The 16,445-nt window shown below is 60.1% G+C and carries 15 protein-coding genes; 6 read left to right on the forward strand and 9 right to left on the reverse strand.

Annotated elements, in window-relative coordinates; all coding sequences use genetic code 11:
* Window positions 1-20: 20 nt before the first annotated feature.
* The 4 genes from EJA72_RS10460 to EJA72_RS10475 all read right to left on the reverse strand — a co-directional run bounded on the left by EJA72_RS10460 (window position 21) and on the right by EJA72_RS10475 (window position 3,668).
* The gene (locus tag EJA72_RS10460; RefSeq protein WP_157711390.1) at window positions 21-1,688 is read right to left on the reverse strand and encodes an AMP-binding protein; all 1,668 of its coding nucleotides are present in this window, start codon (window positions 1,686-1,688) and stop codon (window positions 21-23) included.
* A gap of 126 nt (window positions 1,689-1,814) precedes the next feature.
* A complete protein-coding gene (gene sixA, locus EJA72_RS10465; protein WP_157711391.1) occupies window positions 1,815-2,267 on the reverse strand; it encodes a phosphohistidine phosphatase SixA in 453 nt (150 codons plus the stop codon).
* Complete coding sequence (locus EJA72_RS10470; protein ID WP_157711392.1) at window positions 2,264-2,611, reverse strand: DUF4389 domain-containing protein; 348 nt, start codon at window positions 2,609-2,611, stop codon at window positions 2,264-2,266. Before EJA72_RS10470 ends, sixA begins: the two co-directional genes overlap by 4 nt.
* 31 nt (window positions 2,612-2,642) lie before the next feature.
* Window positions 2,643-3,668, reverse strand: coding sequence for an NAD(P)H-dependent glycerol-3-phosphate dehydrogenase (locus tag EJA72_RS10475; RefSeq protein ID WP_157711393.1), 1,026 nt, complete (start codon window positions 3,666-3,668; stop codon window positions 2,643-2,645).
* 298 nt (window positions 3,669-3,966) lie between these two features.
* Between EJA72_RS10475 and EJA72_RS10480 the strand changes: the two genes are divergently transcribed.
* From EJA72_RS10480 to EJA72_RS10500, 5 genes are all read left to right on the forward strand, one after another.
* Window positions 3,967-4,896, forward strand: a complete 930-nt coding sequence (locus EJA72_RS10480) for an ABC transporter substrate-binding protein (protein ID WP_157711394.1) — start codon at window positions 3,967-3,969, stop codon at window positions 4,894-4,896.
* A complete protein-coding gene (locus tag EJA72_RS10485) occupies window positions 4,893-6,794 on the forward strand; it encodes an ATP-binding protein (protein ID WP_157711395.1) in 1,902 nt (633 codons plus the stop codon). The genes EJA72_RS10480 and EJA72_RS10485 overlap by 4 nt, the downstream gene beginning before the upstream one ends.
* 247 nt (window positions 6,795-7,041) lie before the next feature.
* Window positions 7,042-7,557, forward strand: a complete 516-nt coding sequence (gene fabA / locus EJA72_RS10490) for a 3-hydroxyacyl-[acyl-carrier-protein] dehydratase FabA (protein WP_157711396.1) — start codon at window positions 7,042-7,044, stop codon at window positions 7,555-7,557.
* An 11-nt stretch (window positions 7,558-7,568) separates the two neighbouring features.
* Window positions 7,569-8,789: a beta-ketoacyl-ACP synthase I gene (fabB, locus tag EJA72_RS10495; RefSeq protein ID WP_157711397.1), complete on the forward strand. Its 1,221-nt coding sequence runs from the start codon at window positions 7,569-7,571 to the stop codon at window positions 8,787-8,789.
* Window positions 8,790-9,236: 447 nt separating this feature from the next.
* On the forward strand, window positions 9,237-9,425 hold the full coding sequence (locus tag EJA72_RS10500) for a hypothetical protein (RefSeq protein ID WP_157711398.1): 189 nt from the start codon (window positions 9,237-9,239) through the stop codon (window positions 9,423-9,425).
* Window positions 9,426-9,555: 130 nt separating this feature from the next.
* On the opposite strand, the gene EJA72_RS10505 is transcribed toward EJA72_RS10500, so the two are convergent.
* The 5 genes from EJA72_RS10505 to cysM form a co-directional block, all read right to left on the reverse strand.
* Window positions 9,556-10,098 (reverse strand): DUF2058 domain-containing protein, encoded by a 543-nt coding sequence (locus tag EJA72_RS10505; protein WP_157711399.1) that lies wholly within the window; start codon window positions 10,096-10,098, stop codon window positions 9,556-9,558.
* Between the two features lie 28 nt (window positions 10,099-10,126).
* Window positions 10,127-10,960, reverse strand: coding sequence for a nucleoside triphosphate pyrophosphohydrolase (gene mazG, locus EJA72_RS10510; protein WP_157711400.1), 834 nt, complete (start codon window positions 10,958-10,960; stop codon window positions 10,127-10,129).
* A 120-nt stretch (window positions 10,961-11,080) separates the two neighbouring features.
* Window positions 11,081-13,324, reverse strand: coding sequence for a GTP diphosphokinase (gene relA, locus EJA72_RS10515; RefSeq protein WP_157711401.1), 2,244 nt, complete (start codon window positions 13,322-13,324; stop codon window positions 11,081-11,083).
* A 123-nt stretch (window positions 13,325-13,447) separates the two neighbouring features.
* The gene (gene rlmD / locus EJA72_RS10520; protein ID WP_157711402.1) at window positions 13,448-14,800 is read right to left on the reverse strand and encodes a 23S rRNA (uracil(1939)-C(5))-methyltransferase RlmD; all 1,353 of its coding nucleotides are present in this window, start codon (window positions 14,798-14,800) and stop codon (window positions 13,448-13,450) included.
* Complete coding sequence (gene cysM / locus EJA72_RS10525; RefSeq protein ID WP_157711403.1) at window positions 14,800-15,702, reverse strand: cysteine synthase CysM; 903 nt, start codon at window positions 15,700-15,702, stop codon at window positions 14,800-14,802. Before cysM ends, rlmD begins: the two co-directional genes overlap by 1 nt.
* A gap of 337 nt (window positions 15,703-16,039) precedes the next feature.
* Here cysM and EJA72_RS10530 point away from each other — a divergent pair, with 337 nt between their 5' ends.
* A complete protein-coding gene (locus EJA72_RS10530) occupies window positions 16,040-16,420 on the forward strand; it encodes a hypothetical protein (protein ID WP_157711404.1) in 381 nt (126 codons plus the stop codon).
* Window positions 16,421-16,445 lie beyond the last annotated feature (25 nt).

Genomic DNA, 16,445 nt, shown 5'->3' on the forward strand with positions numbered 1-16,445 from the left:
TTGTGGTTTTTGTTCGTGACTCAATCCTGCCACAGCACCGCCTCGCTGCGCTCGCTCCATTCTTCGAACCGGCCACCGTAAGCCGCTTCGATCATGTTGCGCTTGATCTTCAAGGTGGGCGTCAAAAAGCCGTTTTCCACGGCCCAACTGTCCTTGACGACAACGAGTCGACGCAGGCGCTCATGTTTGTCGAGGGCGCCGTTGACCTCTTCCAGCAACTTCTCCAGGCTCGAATGCAGGCCGGCCCGCGCCGTTCCGCCCGCGTCTTGCTGCCCGACCGCCGAGAGCACGCACAGGCCCAGCGGTGCGCTCAAGCCATCGCCGACCACGCAAACCTGCTCGATCCGAGAATGCACCGCCAAACGGTTTTCGATCGGTGCCGGGGCGACATATTTGCCTTTGCTGGTCTTGAAGATTTCCTTCAGCCGCCCGGTCAGGCGCAGGTTGCCTTCGGCGTCTTCCTCGCCTTTGTCGCCCGTGTGCAGAAAGCCGTCTGCGGTGATGGTCTCGGCGGTTTTTTCAGGTTCCTTGAAGTACCCGAGCATGGTCGCGCCGCTACGCACCATGACCTCGCCGGTCTCGGCGATCCGCACCTCCACTTCCGGACAAGGCTTGCCGATCCAGCCGGGTTTGTTCTGGCCCGGCAGGCAGATGTGGGAATAACCGCAGCTTTCGGTCATGCCGTAGACCTCCAGCACATCCAGCCCCAGCTTGCGGTACCAGAGCAACAAGGTCTGCGGCACTGGCGCCGCGCCGGACAATGCTATGCGCAAGGCATCGAGCCCGAGCCCGGCAAGGACTTTATGCCCGACCCGCTTGCCGATGATGGGCAGGCCCAGCAGGAAATCCAGGCGCTTTGCCGGGATCTTGCTGTAGACGCCCATCTGGAACTTGGTCCAGATCCGCGGAACGCCGAACATCGCGGTGGGCCGCGCACGCTGCAAGTCGGTGAGAAAGGTGTCGAGGCTCTCGGCAAAAAAGACAGTTTGCCCGGTATAAATTGATGCCAGTTCGACAAACATCCGCTCCGCAACATGGCACAGCGGCAAGTAGGACAGCAGCCGGTCCGCCTCGTTGAGGCCAAACAGCTGCGTGCCACGGGTCGTGGCAAACCCCAGCGTGCCAAAGCTGTGCATCACGCCCTTGGGCATGCCGGTGGTGCCGGAGGTATAAATGATGGTTGCCAACTGATCCGCAACAGGTTTTGGATCGTCCTGGATCGGCGAACTGCGTTGCAAGTCGGCCCAGCTGAAACTGAAAGCGCCGGGCGGATGCAACGGCAGGCTGATGGTCGGCAGATCCGGGCTGACACCACGGGACATGGCGGGCCAGTCGTCCAGTTTGCCGATGAACGCCAGCACCGCTTCGGAGTGTTCGAGCACTTGAGCCACGGACTCGGCCGTCAGGTTCGGGTACAGCGGAACGGAAACGTGCCCGGCCATCCAGATCGCCAGGTCGGCGATGATCCAGTGGGCGCAGTTTTTCGAGATCAGGGCGATGTGGCTGCCTTGGGGCAATTCACGCGCTCGCAGCCAATGCGCGGCGCAGCGGGCCTGATGACCGACGTCTTCCCAGGTCAGGGTCTCGACCTGTCCTCCACCCATGGGCTGGACCAGAAAGCGCTGGCGGGGATGGCGGGCTTCACGCTCGTAAAAGACGTCCAGCGGCAAACGAAAAGCAGCAGACATACGACTCGCTCCTGTTTTTATTGGTCTGGGGCAAGCGTAGTCAACCAAGCAATTGCTTGGTTGACTATTTCATTACAAAAAATCAGGACAGGCCGTGTGGGAGCCAAAGCAAGCAACCGAAGCCATTTACGGGTGTTTGATGCCCTTGAGCTTCATCCCGCCAGCCAGCGGCAGATCGCCCTCCAGCTCCGCGAGGCCGGCAGTCCCGACCTTTTCCGGGTCTTGCACGTGGCCGTGCTGCAAGTAGCCCAGCAGATTGCCCACCAGCGGGTTGTGGCTGACCAGCAATGCGCGATCCACGGAGACCAGTTGCTCTGACACCACTTGCGGGCTGTAGTCAGGCTTCAACCATTCGACAGTGCGAATGTCCGGCTGAAACCCCAAGGCTTCCCGCACCAGTTGCGCGGTCTGTTGCGCTCGCAGATAAGGGCTGGCGTAGATCGCAGTGATTGGCTCGCCCATCAGATGAGCCGCACTGCGCAGCACTTCTTCACAACCGGTCGGGGTCAAGGCCCGCTCGGAGTCGGTACGCGAGCCGTACGGCTCGGCTTCACCATGACGCAATACCCAGAGTTTCATAGCTTGGGTTCCTCATCTCGAACCGGATGCGGAGCTGGCGCCACGACGTGCGGCGCTTCACCTTCCGGCGTACGCGGCGTCGGCCAATCGGCGAACGGCCAGGGTTTCTGGTCGCTGTGGAACGTGCCGAACCGACCGATCTGCGCCAGGAACTGGCTCAGGCTGTCGCCGAAGTTCATCAGGCTGGCGCTCGGGGCGCCATAAATCAAACGATAGACCAGCTGGACCAGGACCACGGCGCCCAGGATGAATTGCGCCACCTGCCAGACCACCAGGAAGACGATCATCCACAGCACGCGCAGCAGGATGGATTCGTAGCTGGCTTCCACTTTAGGGTCGTTCATGTCTCACTCCTGCTCCCTTCGGGATGCGTGCTCAGTTGAAACCGCTGGTTGAAATAAAGTCGACGTCGGTTTTGGGTTCACCGCGCATCAATAGTCCGATTACCTGCTCCAGCGTGCGCCCTTCGAACAGGATCGCGTGCAGACCGGCGACCAGTGGCATGTACACCCCGACCTCCTGGGCCTTGGCCTTCAGGACCTTGAGGGTGTTCACGCCTTCGGCAACTTCGCCCAGGCGCGTCACCGCATCTTCCAAGCTCAACCCCTGGCCGAGGGCGAACCCGACCTGGTAGTTACGGCTTTTTGGCGACGAGCAGGTCACGATCAAATCCCCCACGCCCGCCAGGCCAAGGAACGTCATCGGGTTGGCGCCCTGATTGACCGCGAAGCGGGTCATTTCAGCCAGTGCCCGGGTGATCAGCATGCTCTTGGTGTTTTCACCCATGCCCAGCGCAACCGCCATGCCGGCGATGATCGCGTAGACATTTTTCAGCGCCCCGCCCAACTCCACGCCGAAGCGGTCGGCGCTGGCGTACACCCGAAAGGTGCGGCCGTGCAACGCTTCCTGGACCCGTTGGCAAAGCTCTTCGTCCTCGCTGGCGACTACCGTGGCGGTCAGCGCATGTTCGGCGATTTCACGGGCCAGGTTGGGTCCGGACAACACGCCGATACGCGCTTGCGGGGCGATTTCTTCGAGAATCTCGCTCATCAGCTTGAACGTATGGGCTTCAATGCCCTTGGTCAGGCTCACCAGCAACTTGCCGCTCAAACGGTCGGCATGCGGGACCAGCACTGCGCGCAACGCGCTCGACGGCAGCGCGACGAAACACAGGTCACAGGCATCAAGCGTCGCTTGCAGGTCCGTGACAGGCTCTACGGCAGGCAGAATCTTGATGCCTTTGAGGTAGCGCGGGTTCTCGCGATTGACCCGAATGGACTCGGCCTGTTCGGGATCACGCATCCATTGCCGGACCTGATGCCCGTTCTCGGCCAGAAGATTTGCCACGGCGGTACCAAAACTTCCGCCTCCCAGGACCGCAATTGGGCGCTGTTCAGTCATATGCAATCCGTTAATCCATACCAGTGGCGATGTCGGCATTATACGGAGCGCCCCAGTGGCGGCCAGCCCCCGCATCAATTACCGACACTTGTAGAAAGAAGACCAGCAAAGCCGAGGAAAATGCCGGCATCGTGACTGGAAAAGTCGACCGGCTCGGTTAACATGCGCGCCAGGTAATCGCTATCAAGGCTGTGTCGTGTCTTTTGGCTCACTTCCACCCCGCTCGCCGCAGGTAATGGCGCTGGTTTCCAGCTCGCCGTTGCCCGATGACGCCTTTTTCGTAGGGTTGAGGTTCTAGATGCGCAACAGGTCATGCAAGACGCCGACCGTTGGCCGCCTGCTGGCCATGGTGTGCCTGCTGTTTGCAGGTTTGCTGGGCAGTCTGCCGACCAACGCCGCAGACATCCTGCTGATCGGCGCCGAGGACGGTCCCGGCATGCAACCGTTCGCCAAGGCCTTGAGCGAGTTGCGCCCGTCCGACACGGTGCGCTTCCAGTCACTGGCCAGCTTGCCGACACCGGACAAATTGCCGAACGGCATCCGCTTGATACTGCTCGACCTGCCGAGCCTCGACTGGCGCCTGCAAACCGATCAGGGTCCGCCGACGCTGGTGCTGCGCATCACTCGCCTGCAAGCGCGACAACGCCTCGGCACTGCCCTGCCCCCACATCTCAGCCTGCTCTGGAGCGATCCGCCGCTGGACCGGCAACTGCGCCTGACAAGGCTGCTCCTGCCCCAGGCCCGACGGGTCGGCGTGCTTTACGACAGCCACAGCGAATTCTTTCTGAAAGAATTGCGGCAGGCCGCCGTGCCTCTCGGCCTGGAAGTCGTCGCCGAACGCTGGGACAACACCCATGACAGCAGGCCGTTGCAGGACGTGCTGAAAAACAGTGATGTCTTGCTAGGCCTGGACGACCCAGACCTGTACAACCCGAAAACCGCAAAGAACCTGCTGCTCAGCAGCTACTCGCGGCAGCTCGCGCTGATCGGTCCCAACGCCGGGTTCGTCAAGGCGGGCAGCCTGGCCAGTACCTACAGCGATCAGAGCAATTGGCTGGCGATTCTCGACGAACTGCTCGACCGGCCGCCCAGCACCTGGCCGCGCACCCACTATCCGCAACGCTTCAAAGTCTTGAGCAACGCGCAGGTCGCTCGTTCATTAGGTATAGAACAGATGAATGAAACGTCTGTCGCCAAGCAACTGGCCGAAGGAGAACGCCGCCCATGACTTTCCGTCGCCGCTGGGACATCAGCACGCGCACTCAGATCATCAGTCTTGGCCCGGCCCTGTTGTTGACGTTGCTGCTGATCAGCTTCTTTACCTTCGTGCGGATTCAGGACCTGCGCCAGGAGCTCAACCACACCGGCCAACTAATCGCCAACCAACTGGCGCCGGCCACCGAGTACGGGGTGATCTCGGGCAACAATGAGGTGCTCGACAGTTTACTCAAGGCCACTCTGGCCACGCCCAACGTGCGTTTTCTGGAAGTGCAGGACAACGCCAACCGGATTCTGGTGTACGTCGAGCATCCGTCGGAAACCCACAACCGTTCGCAACAGGTCGAAGTGTTCCAGGCCCCGGTGCGGTTGCAACGGATCCAGTTGCACAATGATTTTTTCCAGAACAGCAAAGCCACCAATAATGCGCCCGCCGAGGACTACCTGGGACGGGTGATCGTCGGCCTGTCCAACGACGCGTTCAATCAGCGCCAGCAGGAAATCCTGCTCAAGGCCGGGATCCTCGCGCTGTTCGCCCTGCTGTTTACCTTTCTCGTGGCCCGGCGCCTGGCCGGCAGCCTGTCGCAACCGATTCGTGACATTGGCAACGCGGTGAAAGCGATTCAGGACGGCGACTACAAAACTCCGTTGCCCATCGTCGACGACACTGAACTGGGCGCACTGTCGCAGCACATCAACAACCTTGCCCACGGCCTTGAGCAGGCCAGTCGCGAACAGCATCAGGCGATGGCGCAGTTGATCCAGACCCGCGAGGAGGCGGAAAAGGCCAACAACGCCAAGTCCGATTTCCTCGCGATGATGAGCCATGAACTGCGCACGCCGATGAATGGCGTACTGGGCATGCTGCAACTGCTGGAAACCACCGACATGACCGAGGAGCAAATCGAATACGCGGCGCTGGCCTCGGAGTCCACGGAACACCTGCTCAAAGTCATCAACGACATTCTCGACTTCTCGCGCATCGAGCGTTCGGAGCTGGAGCTTGAGCACATCCCGTTCAACCTCGCGGACCTGATCGGCAGTTGCGCCCAGTCGTTCCAGCACAGTGCGGTACAACGCGGGCTCGACTTGCAACTGCGCCTCCCTGAAGACATGCGTGCGTTGCAGGTGCAGGGCGACCCGACGCGGATCCGGCAAATCCTGGTGAACCTGGTGGGCAACGCGTTGAAATTCACCGAAAAGGGTCTCGTCAGCATCGAACCGCAGTGGCAATCGCTGGATCACGAACTGCTGTGGTTCACCTGCACCGTGCGCGACAGCGGGATTGGCATTCCGGCCGAGAGCCTGGAACAGATGTTCAACGCGTTCCAGCAGGCCGACAGTTCTATTTCCAGACGTTACGGCGGTACCGGCCTGGGGCTGCCGATTGCCCGTACGCTGGCGGAACGAATGGGTGGGACCTTGCGCGCCCAGAGCGAAGAGGGTCACGGCTCGGTGTTCACCCTGGAAATCCCGTTGGCGCTCTATAAACAGACGCTGCCGGTGCGAGTGCCGCGCACGCCGACCGGCAACGGCGATGGTGAAGGGCGCAATGTGCTGCTGGTCGAAGACAACCCGGTCAATCAAACGGTGATCGAGGCAATGTTGCGCAGCCTGGGCTTTACTGTCAGCGTCGCCACCGATGGCGCGCAAGCGGTGCGCAGCGCCGAGAGCCTGATTTTCGAAGCGATCCTGATGGACTGCCGACTGCCGATTATCGACGGCTATGAGGCGACGAGACAGATTCGCCAACTGCCCGGCTGTGCCGACCTGCCGATCATCGCCCTGACCGCCAACGCCTTGCAGGGCGACCGCGAAGCCTGTCTGTCCGCGGGAATGAACGATTACCTGGCCAAGCCCTTCAAACGGACTGATCTGCAGCAAATTCTGCAGCGCTGGGTGCAGTAGTACAGGCCTTTCGACCATCTGCGACTGGCGTGAAAGGCGAAAGTGCGGCAGTCTTAGGCACCCGAACAGGCCCAAAAAGGGGCTTGAATAATAATTTCAGTGCACAAGTGTACATTCATGTCCTTGGTGCTGTGACTTTCACCACAACGCAATAGTCTATGAGTAGGCTGCTGACTCGAGGCATGAACGCTTCGATCGGTCGGGAAGATTTGCCCCACCTGCCGCATGGGATTATTGAGGAGCTCGCATGACCAAACAAAACGCCTTTACCCGGGAAGACCTGCTGCGCTGCAGTCGCGGTGAGCTGTTCGGCCCAGGTAACGCGCAACTGCCCGCCCCGAACATGCTGATGGTGGATCGCATCACCCTTATCAGCGAAGGCGGTGGCAAGTACGGCAAAGGTGAATTGGTCGCCGAACTGGATATCACTCCGGACCTGTGGTTCTTCGCCTGCCACTTCGAAGGTGATCCGGTGATGCCGGGCTGCCTGGGCCTCGACGCCATGTGGCAACTGGTCGGCTTCTTCCTGGGCTGGCAAGGCCTGCCGGGCCGCGGCCGTGCGCTGGGTTCGGGCGAAGTGAAGTTCTTTGGTCAGGTCCTGCCGACCGCCAAAAAAGTTACGTATAACATTCAGATCAAGCGCGTGCTGAAGGGCAAGCTGAACCTGGCCATCGCCGATGGTTCGGTCAGTGTCGACGGCCGCGAGATCTACACCGCCGAAGGCCTCCGGGTCGGCGTTTTCACCTCCACTGACAACTTCTAAGGGTTATCCGCATGCGCCGCGTCGTTATCACTGGTCTGGGCATCGTTTCGTGCCTGGGCAATGACAAAGAGACCGTCTCCGCTAACCTGCGTGCAAGCCGCCCTGGCATCCGGTTCAACCCGGAATATGCCGAAATGGGTCTGCGTAGCCAGGTTTCCGGCTCCATTGACCTTCCCCTCGAAGAGCTGATCGATCGCAAGATCTATCGCTTCGTCGGCCACGCGGCGGCTTACGCCTACCTGGCCATGAAAGACGCCATCACTGACTCCGGTCTGACCGATGAGCAAGTCTCCAACCCGCGTACCGGCCTGATCGCCGGTTCCGGTGGTGCTTCCACGCTGAACCAGATGGAAGCGCTGGACATCCTGCGCGAGAAAGGCGTGAAGCGCGTTGGCCCGTACCGCGTGACGCGGACCATGAGCAGCACCGTTTCCGCTTGCCTGGCCACCCCGTTCAAGATCAAGGGTCTGAACTACTCCATCGCTTCTGCCTGCGCCACCAGTGCTCACTGCATCGGTACCGCCATGGAACAGATCCAGATGGGCAAGCAGGACATCGTGTTCGCCGGCGGCGGTGAAGAAGAGCATTGGAGCCAGTCGTTCCTGTTCGACGCCATGGGCGCACTGTCCAGCCAGTACAACGAAACCCCGGAAAAAGCTTCCCGTGCCTACGACGCCAAGCGTGACGGTTTCGTCATCGCCGGCGGTGGCGGCATGGTCGTGGTCGAAGAGCTGGAACACGCTCTGGCTCGCGGCGCGAAGATCTACGCGGAAATCGTTGGCTACGGCGCGACCTCCGACGGCTACGACATGGTTGCCCCGAGCGGCGAAGGCGCCATCCGCTGCATGCAGATGGCCATGTCCACCGTTGACACTCCGATTGACTACCTGAACACCCACGGCACTTCGACTCCGGTCGGCGACGTCGCGGAAATGAAAGGTGTGCGTGAAGTGTTCGGCGACAAGGCTCCGGCCATCAGCTCCACCAAGAGCCTGTCGGGTCACTCCCTGGGCGCCGCCGGCGTTCACGAAGCGATCTACTGCATGCTGATGATGGAAGGCAACTTCATGGCGGGCTCTGCCAACATCGACGAACTGGACCCGGAAGTGGCTGACATGCCGATCCTGACCAAGACCCGTGAAGATGTCGCCTTTAACACCGTGATGAGCAACAGCTTCGGTTTCGGTGGCACCAACGCCACGCTGGTACTGAAGCGCTGGCAGGGTAAGTAATACCCCGCCGCTCTGCTGCACACAAAAACGCCCCGACTGGTTCGGGGCGTTTTTTTATGCTTGGAGAAAACTCTGCCTCTGTAGCAGCTGGCGCAGCCTGCGTTCGGCGACGAAGTCGTCGTGAATTCGGTGTATGCGGTGTATGCGGTGTGCCTGACTCACCGAGGTCGCTGATTTTACGACGACTTCGTCGCCGAACGCAGGCCGCGCCAGCTGCTACAAGGTTGTGTGCAGTCCACCCTATTTTGCCGTCGTAAACATGAAGCTTTTGTCATGAAAACCAGCAGCCTGCGACCGAATGTCGCGTGCTTGGCGGGCTGCAGAACTGTTGCAAAATTCGCAATTGATCATTGCAAAATCCAGCCGTTTACTTAGCAAGCTAACAAAACATATAACAGAGGCCTGCACATGCCTTGCTGCAGATATCAAAGAGATTGGAGCTAGCAGATGACTGTAAAAGTAACTGAACGCGACGATTCGCATAAATCCCATGAAGGCGTAGCCGCCGGTATCCGGATGTGGGATGTCCATCAACAAGACATGTTGGTGGGGATTTTTCATTCCGAGACCGACGCCCACAGCTACAAGGCCGAACTGGAACAGCTTGAGCAGCAGAAAGAACTGCGCACCGCTTAAGTAATTGTAGGAGCGAGCTTGCTCGCGATGGACTCAAAAACGCCGCGTTTAGCCAGCAAACACGCATAATCGTTAACGACCATCGCGAGCAAGCTCGCTCCTACATAAAATCACACATTGCGTTGAAGGCTTACCACATCAGATCGTCAGGGATCTGATAGGCCGCGTACGGATCGTCCTCGGCAGCCGCTTCTTCAGTCTGCACGTTCAGCTGCACGATACGCTGTGGATCGCGCTCCTGGATCTTCAGGGCCGCTTCACGGGGGATTACCTCGTAGCCGCCGGCATGGTGCACGATGGCCAGCGAACCGTTGCTGAGCTTGTTGCGCATCAGCGTGTTGACGGAGAGGCGCTTGACCTTCTTGTCGTCGACAAAGTTGTAGTAGTCCTCGGTCGTCAGCTTCGGCAGGCGCGAGACTTCGATCAACTGCTTGATCTGCGCGGCGCGAGCCTTGGCCTCAGCCTTCTCTTGCTGCAGACGGTTCAGTTCCTGGTCACGCTTAACCTTCTCGGCCAATGCTTCCTGCGCCAGGCGCTGCTGGGTGTCGTCCTGTTCGATCTGGCCTTTATGGACCAGACGCTGCTGCTTCTGCTTCTCTTTGCCGACCTGTTTGGCCTGCTTTTGGTTGACCAGCCCTGCTTTGAGCAACTGGTCGCGAAGGGAAATGCTCATGGTGCTTATTTCTCACTTAGGCCACTGCTCAACCGCAGCTGGGCAAATTCTTTTCCTGACGTTTGGCTTCGCCCCACAAGGCGTCCAACTCTTCGAGGGTGCAATCTTCCATGGGACGGTGGGTGTCGCGCAATGCCTGTTCGATAAAACGGAAGCGTCTTTCGAACTTGCTGTTGGCGCCACGCAGTGCGGTTTCCGGATCGACCTTGAGATGGCGCGCCAGATTGACCACGGAAAACAGCAGGTCCCCGACTTCATCGGCAATCGCTGCCGAGTCGTTATCGGCCATGGCTTCGAGCACTTCATCTAGCTCTTCACGGACCTTGTCCAGCACCGGCAAGGCGTCCGGCCAGTCGAAACCGACCTGCCCTGCCCGCTTCTGCAATTTGGCTGAACGGGATAGCGCCGGCAACGCGGCAGGCACGTCATCGAGCAGCGACAACTGCTCGGGCGCGGATGACTTCTCGGCGCGCTCCTCAGCCTTGATTTCTTCCCATCGCTGCTTGACTTGCTCTTCACTCAGGCGCGGGACATCCAGCGGCGCGTACAGATCGCCGGTGGGGAACACGTGAGGATGACGGCGAATCAGCTTGCGGGTAATGCTGTCGATGACGCCTGCGAATTCGAAGCGCCCTTCTTCCCGGGCCAGTTGGCTGTAATAAACCACCTGGAACAACAAATCGCCCAACTCACCCTGCAAATGATCGAAGTCACCGCGCTCGATGGCGTCGGCCACTTCGTAGGCTTCTTCGAGGGTGTGCGGGACGATGGTGGCGTAGGTTTGCTTGATGTCCCACGGGCAACCGAACTGCGGGTCGCGCAGACGGCTCATCAGGTGCAATAAGTCTTCAAGGCTGTACATTATTTATGTCTCACCACAAAACCTGTGGGAGCTGGCCTGCCAGCGATGGCATCACTTCGACTCTACTGAAAGATCGAGGTGCCTGCATCGCCGGCAGGCCAGCTCCCACATGGGGCAACATCAAGGCGTACGGTTACGGCGGGTTTCGATGATGTTCGGCAGCTGAGAAATCCGGCCCAACAGCCGCCCCAATGCATCCAGTCCCGGGATCTCGATGGTCAGGGACATCAACGCGGTGTTGTCCTCTTTGTTCGAGCGGGTGTTGACCGCCAGCACGTTGATCCGCTCATTGAGCAGCACTTGCGACACGTCACGCAGCAAACCGGAACGGTCGTAGGCACGGATGATGATGTCCACCGGATAGGTAAGCACCGGCACCGGGCCCCAGCTGACCTGGATAATCCGCTCCGGCTCGCGCCCGCCCAGTTGCAGCACCGAGGCGCAGTCCTGACGGTGAATGCTGACGCCACGACCCTGGGTGATATAGCCGACGATCGCATCCCCCGGCAACGGCTGACAGCAGCCCGCCATCTGGGTCATCAGGTTGCCGACGCCCTGGATCTGAATGTCGCCACGCTTGCCCGGCTTGTAACCGGTGGCCTTGCGCGGGATCAGCTCCAGCTGCTCGCTGCCGCGTTCCGGCTCGACCAGTTGTTGCGCCAGGTTGACCAGTTGCGCCAAGCGCAAATCGCCGGCACCGAGTGCGGCGAACATGTCCTCGGCGGTTTTCATGTTGGCCTTTTCGGCCAGCTTGTCGAAATCCACCGCTGGCAGGCCGAGACGGGTGAGTTCGCGCTCGATCAGGGTTTTACCGGCCGCGACGTTCTGATCACGCGCCTGTAGTTTGAACCAGTGAACGATCTTCGCCCGGGCTCGCGACGTGGTGACGTAACCCAGGTTGGAGTTCAGCCAGTCGCGGCTCGGCGTGCCGTGCTTGCTGGTGATGATCTCGACTTGCTCGCCGGTTTGCAGGCTGTAGTTGAGCGGCACAATGCGCCCGTTGATCTTGGCGCCACGGCAGTTGTGACCGATTTCGGTGTGCACGCGGTACGCGAAATCCAGCGGCGTCGCGCCTTTGGGCAAGTCGATGGCGTGACCGTCCGGGGTAAAGATATAGACCCGGTCCGGTTCGATATCGACCCGCAGCTGTTCCGCGAGGCCGCCAATGTCGCCCAACTCTTCATGCCACTCGAGCACCTGACGCAGCCAGGAGATTTTCTCTTCGTAGTGATTGGAGCCGGATTTGACGTCGGTGCCCTTGTAGCGCCAGTGCGCGCAAACGCCCAGCTCGGCCTCTTCGTGCATGGCGTGCGTGCGGATCTGCACTTCCAGCACCTTGCCCTCAGGCCCGATCACCGCCGTGTGCAACGAGCGATAGCCGTTCTCTTTCGGGTTGGCGATGTAGTCGTCGAATTCTTTCGGGATGTGTCGCCACAAGGTGTGGACGATGCCGAGCGCGGTGTAGCAATCGCGCATTTCCGGCACCAGCACGCGAACGGCGCGCACGTCGTAGATCTGGCTGAACTCCAGACCCTTGCGCTGCATTTTGCGCCAGATTGAATAGATGTGTTTGGCCCGGCCGCTGATGTCGGCATCGACGCCGGTGGCCTGCAATTCGTTTTTCAGCTGGCTCATCACATCGGCGATGAAGCGCTCGCGATCCAGACGCCGCTCGTGGAGCAGCTTGGCGATCTGTTTGTACTGATCGGGCTCGAGGTAACGGAAGGACAGGTCCTCCAGTTCCCATTTGATATGACCGATACCGAGACGGTGAGCGAGCGGCGCGTAGATGTCGAAGACTTCCCGGGCGACGCGGTTGCGTTTCTCGTCGTCGGCGGTTTTCACCGCACGGATCGCGCAGGTGCGCTCGGCCAGTTTGATCAGCGCGACGCGCACGTCATCGACCATGGCCACGAGCATCTTGCGCAGGTTTTCGACCTGGCCCTGAGTGCCCATCACCATGGATTTGCGCGGGCTCAGACTGTCGCTGATGGCCGCCATGCGCTGCACGCCGTCGATGAGTTTGGCCACCACCGGGCCGAAACGCTGGCTGACCGCCGGCAGAAGGATCTGGCCTTCGCGCACGCCTCGGTAAAGGATCGCGGCGACCAACGAATCCTGGTCCAGCTTGAGGTCGGCGAGAATCTCGGCGATCTCAAGGCCAGTGCGGAAACTCGAAGTCCCTTCGGACCACAGGTTTTTCGCCGCATTGGCTTGTTGTTCAGCGGTGCGCGCGAACTCGCACGCGTCCTTCAAGGCTTCGCGATCCAGTGCCAGATCGACAGTGACCGCGTGATCGAGCCAAGCCTCGAGATTGATACTGCCGTCGGTGTTGATCGGCTGGTGTGCTCTCACCTGTACCATCTTGCTTACCTTCCCTACGACGCAGATTCAATGCGTCAAAATCGCTGACCTTCGTTGCCCGTGAGCCCACGCTGGGCTGGTGCGCGGCTGCACGGGCGGGCCAGTCGGACCAGACGAGCCTTCCTAGCTCGCTTCAAATAACGCCATGGCTTCGACATGCGCCGTCTGAGGAAACATATCGAGAATCCCGGCACGTTTTAACCGGTAGCCCTGCTTGATCAATTCCACCGTGTCGCGCGCCAGCGTTGCAGGGTTGCACGACACATACACCAACCGTTTGGCGCCCAGGGACGCCAGCTTGCGCACGGCCTCGAAAGCGCCGTCGCGCGGTGGATCCAAGAGTACCGCAGAAAAGCCTTCGCGGGCCCATTCGGCATCGGTCAAAGGCTGGGATAAATCGGCCTGAAAAAACCGTGCGTTATGCAGATTGTTCGCCGCTGCATTCGCCGCCGCCCGTTCGACCATGGCTTGAACACCTTCCACCGCCACCACTTCGCGAACAGTCTTGGCCAGCGGCAAAGCGAAGTTGCCCAACCCACAGAATAGATCGAGAACGCGCTCATCGGCTTGCGGTTTCAGCCATTCCAGCGCCTGGGCAACCATCGCCTCGTTGACCCCGGCGTTGACCTGGATGAAATCTCCCGGCCGGTACGCCAGGTCCAGATCCCACCGTTCAAGACGATAACCCAGCGACTGATCGACCTCGACCGGTTGTGGCTCGCCTTCACCGTGCAGCCACAACTGGGCTTCATGGAAGGCGCAAAACTCCTTGAGAATCGTCAGGTCGGCGTCGGACAACGGCGCCATGTGCCGCAGCAATACGGCCAGCGACGAGCCGCTGAACAATTCCACATGCCCCAGCGCTTGAGGTTTGCTCAAACGACGGAGCATTTCCGGCAAACGGGTCATGATCGGTTGCAACGGCTGTACCAACACCGGGCATTCGTTGATTGCAACGATGTCCTGACTGCCTGCCGCGCGGAAACCGACCTCGAGTTTTTTCGCCTTCATGTCCCAACGCACCGCGATACGGGCGCGACGGCGGTAAGCGAATTCCGGACCGCTCAGCGGCGCTGCCCACTCTTGGGGTTCGACACCGGCGACCTTCGACAGTTGCTCGGCGAGCATGCGCTGTTTCAGTGCGAGTTGTTCGCTGTGCGGCAGGTGCTGCACGCTGCAACCGCCACAACGACCGGCATGCGGGCACGGTGCCGGGCGGCGCAGTTCGCTGGCCTTGAAGACTCGCTCGGTGCGCGCCTCAACCACTTTGCCGTGGGCGCCCAACACCCGCGCTTCGACTTCTTCACCGGCCAATGCGCCGATGACGAACCAGGTGCGGCCTTCGAAAAACGCGATACCGCGACCGTCGTTGGCCAGGCGCTCTATGTTCAAGCGCTGCTTTTTGCCGGTCGGAATTTGCGGGGCCTTGCTGCCGCCCGTGGGCTGGAAGCGCAGGCCTCTTTCGTGCTTGGCCATCAGTTGGGCGCGTCGAAAATGCCGGTCGACAAGTAACGGTCGCCACGGTCGCAAATGATCGCGACGATCACCGCGTTTTCAACTTCCCGGGATAACCGCAGCATGGCTGCCACGGCGCCGCCCGAGGACACGCCGCAGAAGATGCCTTCTTCGCGCGCAAGGCGACGGGTCACGTCCTCGGCTTCGCTTTGCGCCATGTCGACGATCCGGTCCACGCGATCGGCCTGATAAATTTTCGGCAGGTATTCCTGCGGCCAGCGACGGATGCCCGGAATGGCCGAGCCTTCCATGGGTTGCAGGCCGATGATCTGGACGTTGTCGCTCTGCTCTTTCAAGTAGCGCGAGACGCCCATGATGGTCCCGGTGGTGCCCATCGAACTGACGAAATGGGTAATGGTGCCTTGGGTCTGGCGCCAGATTTCCGGGCCGGTGGTGGTGTAGTGCGCTTCAGGGTTATCGCCATTGGCGAACTGATCCAGCACCTTGCCACGGCCTTCGGCTTCCATCCGCTGCGCGAGGTCGCGGGCGCCTTCCATGCCCTCTTCCTGGGTCACCAGAATGAGCTCGGCGCCATAGGCCGTCATCGCGGCTTTGCGCTCGGCGCTGGAGTTGTCCGGCATGATCAGGATCATCTTGTAACCCTTGATCGCGGCGGCCATGGCCAGGGCGATCCCGGTGTTACCCGAGGTTGCCTCGATCAGCGTATCGCCAGCGTGGATCTGCCCGCGCAACTCGGCACGGGTAATCATCGACAGCGCCGGACGGTCCTTGACCGAACCCGCCGGGTTATTCCCTTCGAGCTTGAGCAAAAGGGTGTTGCTGGTGGCGCCGGGCAGGCGCTGCAAACGAACCAGCGGAGTGTTGCCGACGCAATCGGCGATGGTTGGGTACTGCAAGGTCATGGCGTATTCGCAATCCAGACTGCGGGGGCGCCTATCATACCGGCAAACCGATCCAGGCCATATCACGCAAAGTGTGGTGCTTATGGCTTATGGGAATAAGGGTGGGTGCGCGAGCGTCTGACTGAATGTACCGGCCCTTCTGTAGGAGCGAGGGATTTCGGATTGGGGAACACATATACGCCATGGGCGATCCGCGGAAATTTCTCGCGAGTCGTGGCGACAGGCATGAACTGGTGAGTAGCGGGTTCTGTGGATAGTCTTTTGTGATGCGCTCAGCGTTCAACGAGGGGGACGCCCTGTCATTAAAATCAGCAAACTACTTTTGACGAGCACACACATGAAGACGTTTTTTGCGCTTTCTTTAACAAGCTTGATTCTTGCAACAGGCGAGGCTTCTGCGGCATGTACGAATATTACTAATACCTACAGCGGAACGGTGCCCGCTAACTCTTACGTGATTGCACAGGGGCCCTTCACCGTTACCGGTGCAAATGGATGTCGGCAGGCCAATATCTCTTCAACTATTGCGCCTATAGGCGCCGGCGCTCCACCGAAATTGTTTATTGACAGACTGACAGGCTCCGCCTGGACTGAAGTCTCCGGCGGCACGGGGAGAACCGCCTCTGCACTTGGACAACTGGGCACTTACCGAGTCCGCCACGTGAATAACCTCAACGTATCCAGACAATATTCTGGCACTACCCGTTACGGTAAATAAGGAATAAATTTTCCGGAGCCTGACA

It is taken from the genome of Pseudomonas sp. PB120, from assembly GCF_009761815.1.
GTDB lineage: Bacteria > Pseudomonadota > Gammaproteobacteria > Pseudomonadales > Pseudomonadaceae > Aquipseudomonas.